The sequence below is a fragment of the uncultured Planktosalinus sp. genome (genome assembly GCF_963973675.1).
GTDB lineage: Bacteria > Bacteroidota > Bacteroidia > Flavobacteriales > Flavobacteriaceae > Planktosalinus.
On the sequence record NZ_CAXBAN010000277.1, the window covers coordinates 1 to 3,586 of the forward strand.

3 protein-coding genes are annotated in these 3,586 nt (G+C 31.0%); all 3 read right to left on the reverse strand.

Translation table 11 applies throughout. The features are described 5' to 3' along the window. Positions 1-80 precede the first annotated feature (80 nt). Positions 81-1,019: a LysR substrate-binding domain-containing protein gene (locus AACY61_RS10460; RefSeq protein WP_339611524.1), complete on the reverse strand. Its 939-nt coding sequence runs from the start codon at positions 1,017-1,019 to the stop codon at positions 81-83. A gap of 75 nt (positions 1,020-1,094) precedes the next feature. Then, positions 1,095-2,426, reverse strand: a complete 1,332-nt coding sequence (locus AACY61_RS10465) for a DUF58 domain-containing protein (RefSeq protein ID WP_339611525.1) — start codon at positions 2,424-2,426, stop codon at positions 1,095-1,097. Continuing rightward, complete coding sequence (locus tag AACY61_RS10470; RefSeq protein WP_339611526.1) at positions 2,427-3,425, reverse strand: MoxR family ATPase; 999 nt, start codon at positions 3,423-3,425, stop codon at positions 2,427-2,429. Between the last annotated feature and the right edge of the window lie 161 nt (positions 3,426-3,586).

A 3,586-nucleotide genomic window follows, 5' to 3' on the forward strand; every position in this document is an offset into this window, starting at 1 on the left:
TAGTTAATAGTTAATAGTTAATAGTTAATGGGTTATTTAGTTATTTCACTGATCACTGAATGCTGACCTCTGAATAAGTGCTACTTTTTAGTCGGACTTATAATTTTCACATCCTGAAAAGCAATAGCTCCTCTTACAATTCCTGAAATAACTTTGTATAATGCATCAACTATTTGTGGTTTAAGTTCACTTTTGTGTTGAATAATACTCACTTCTCTTGCCGGGGATGGCTCTTTAAAATACCGTAAATATTTCTTTTCACTATCTTTTATATCCAAGGTATGAAGGTATGGAAGTAGTGTCATTCCTAAGCCTTCGTTTGAAAGCTTAATCAATGTTTCAAAACTACCGCTTTCAAGTTGAAAATTATCTGTATTCTTGTTTTTTGAAGCATTACAAAGGTTTATTACTCCATCTCTAAAACAGTGTCCGTCTTCCAGTAATAAAATATCTTCAAGGTCAAGGTCTTCAACAGTAATTTCCTTTTTTGAAAACAATCTATGGTTTTCTGTAATGTAAGCTACAAAAGGTTCATAATAAATAACCCTTTCCAATATGTTTTCATTAACCAATGGTGTTGCAGCAATCGCAGCGTCGAGATTTCCTTCATTTAGCTTTTGTATGCACTCTTCAGTATTTAGTTCTTCAATTTTTAGCTGAACTTTAGGGTGTTTTTTTGTAAACAATTTTAAAAACATTGGTAGTAAGGTAGGCATAACTGTGGGAATAATACCAAGTTTAAAATCACCTCCTATGTATCCTTTTTGTTGATCGACAATATCCTGCATTCTGTTTGCTTCGTTTACAATTTTTCTTGCTTGTTCAACGATTTGCTGACCCACAGTTGTTAGTCTCAAAGGTTTTGTTGACCTGTCAAAAATAAGTATGTCAAGCTCCTCTTCAAGTTTTTGGATTTGCATGCTCAAAGTGGGTTGAGTTACAAATGTTTTTTCGGCTGCTTTTGTAAAGTTTTTATGTTCAGCAACCATTAAGACGTATTTAAGCTGTGTTATAGTCATTCTATATAAATATTCAATACAAAAGTAAAAACTTTATAAGAAATTCTTATAAGAATTAAATATACTTTTAAATAATTATAAAAGACCTCTTAATTTAATTTCCAAGTATTTATTAATTGTTTTGACAGTTAAATCCTGAGGTGCTGTAAGAACAGTTTGAATGCCTTTATTTTGAAGCGCTTTTGCAATCAAATATTTATCTGACTGGAATTGTCTGGCGATGGTTTGGTTATAAATTCCTGAAATTGTATTAGTTGGTTCTTCTGTGAGTATATTTATTTCAGTATTTTCAAAAAAGATAACTACCAGAACATGGCTTTTTGCTATCGATTGTAAATATTTTAATTGCCTTTCAAGCGATGAAATGTGTTCAAAATTTGTATAAAGTAATATGAGACTTCTCTGTTTTATTCTCCGTTTTATTGATGCTTGTAACAAACCAAAGTCTGAATCATAATACTTGCTGTTAATTTTGTATAAATTTTCTAATATAGGGGCTAATTGTGTTGGTTTGGCTTTGGCCGGCAGCCATTTATTAATTTTGTTTGAAAAATCAATAAACCCCACTTTATCACCCTTTTTGAGGGCTATATTTGAAAAAGCCAAGGTACTATTTATAGCATAATCAAGAAGATTGAGCTCTTCAAAAGGCATTTTCATCACTCTGCTTGTGTCAATGATAGAATAGACAGGCTGCATTTTTTCATCCTGATATTGATTAACCATCGGGTTTGACTTTTTAGCAGTTGCTTTCCAGTTTATAGTTCTTAAGTCATCGCCGGCAACATATTCTTTGATTTGTTCAAATTCCATTGTATGTCCAATTCGACGAATTTTTTTCAATCCAAGGTGGCTAAATTTACTGTCTATGGCTAAAAAGTCATATTTTTTCATTTGAATGAACGAAGGGTACACTTTTACTTGTTGGTTTTCACTAAAAGAGTATTTTCGTTTTAAAAATTTGATTGGTGAAGACACAAAACAGTTTAAGTTACCAAACTCATAAGCACCTCTTTCAACTGGTTTTACTTCATATGTAATGGTTTTTTGAAGTTTTCCATCTAACGACAATTCAATTAAAAAATTTCTATTTTGAAACTGAAAAGGCAATTCATCTATAATAGATATGTAAGTTTTGAAATGGTAGTTGTTTTTTAATTTAATGAAGACCTCATTGAGGTCACTATTAGAAAATTTTTCAGGTAAAACTCTGGTTGCACTTATGCCTTGTTTTTGAAAGAGCATGCTTAAATCAAGAGTCAATAGAAAAATTAAAACATAAATTAATAACCAGGCTATTCCATACAATGCTGAAAACCAATTTGAAACCAAAAGTATAATTGAAATTAAAGCAATTAGTATGAAAAAACGAGTTGATATGTATATGGATTTAAAAAACGCCATCATTTATCGAGGAACTTCAACAGACTTTGAAATCATATCAATTACATTTTCAGGAGTCATCCCTTCCATTTCTCTTTCGGGAGAAAGAATAATACGATGACGTAATACCGGATTCAATGTTTTTTTTATGTCATCTGGCGTTACGAAATCCCGGCCATTTATTGCAGCAAAAGCTTTTGATGCGTTCATAATTGCAATTGAAGCTCGTGGCGAGGCACCTAAGTATAAATGTGGGTGATTTCTTGTTTTTTCAATCAATTGTGCTATGTATGTAAATAGTTTATCCTCAATTAAAATTTCTTGAACTTGTGATTTAAATTTTTTAAGACTTTCAATATTGAGAACTGGTTCAACTTCGTCCAATGGTAAATTTAATTTTCGTTGGTCGTGTGATTTTAAAATTAATATTTCTTCTTCAAGGTTAGGGTAATCTACTTTTATTTTAAATAAAAACCGATCTAATTGTGCTTCAGGAAGAGCATAGGTTCCTTCTTGTTCCAGAGGGTTTTGAGTTGCTAAAACCACAAAGGGAGAGTCCATTGTAAACTTATTTCCATCGATAGTAATTTGTCTTTCTTCCATCACTTCAAAGAGTGCAGATTGTGTTTTTGCAGGTGCTCTGTTTATTTCATCAATTAAAATGACATTTGAGAAAATGGGACCTTTTTTAAATTCAAATTCAGATGTTTTTAAATTAAATATTGAAGTTCCAAGCACATCACTCGGCATTAAATCTGGTGTAAATTGAATTCTGCTAAAATTTGTTTTTATTGCTTTTGCAAATAGTTTTGCGGTAATAGTTTTTGCAATACCAGGTACTCCCTCAATAAGGACGTGACCATTTGCCAATAGATTTACTATTAATAACTCAATAAAATTTTCCTGACCAACAATTACTTTGCTAAGTTGTGTTTTTATTGCAACTACGGCAGATTTTAGTTCTTCTAAGTCAATTCGATTGTCAAATTGCAATGATTCTTTTGAATTTTCAGGGTTTTCCATCTCTATTATTTTTTATTTGTGTAATTTTTTTATGAAGCGTAAAAAGTTCTTGATCAGTAATTATAGTTTTATTTTGAAACTGCTTCATGTCATTAAAAATACGTTTAATTTCTTCTTTTGGTGTATTGGTCTTTGAGGAAAGATCTTCAAAAAATCGACTG

What these genes read in the sequence shown, in the direction of transcription:
- AACY61_RS10460 (WP_339611524.1), bottom strand. Translation starts at nt 1,019, where the DNA reads ATGACTATAACACAGCTTAAATACGTCTTAATGGTTGCTGAACATAAA.
- AACY61_RS10465 (WP_339611525.1), bottom strand. Translation starts at nt 2,426, where the DNA reads ATGATGGCGTTTTTTAAATCCATATACATATCAACTCGTTTTTTCATA.
- AACY61_RS10470 (WP_339611526.1), bottom strand. Translation starts at nt 3,425, where the DNA reads ATGGAAAACCCTGAAAATTCAAAAGAATCATTGCAATTTGACAATCGA.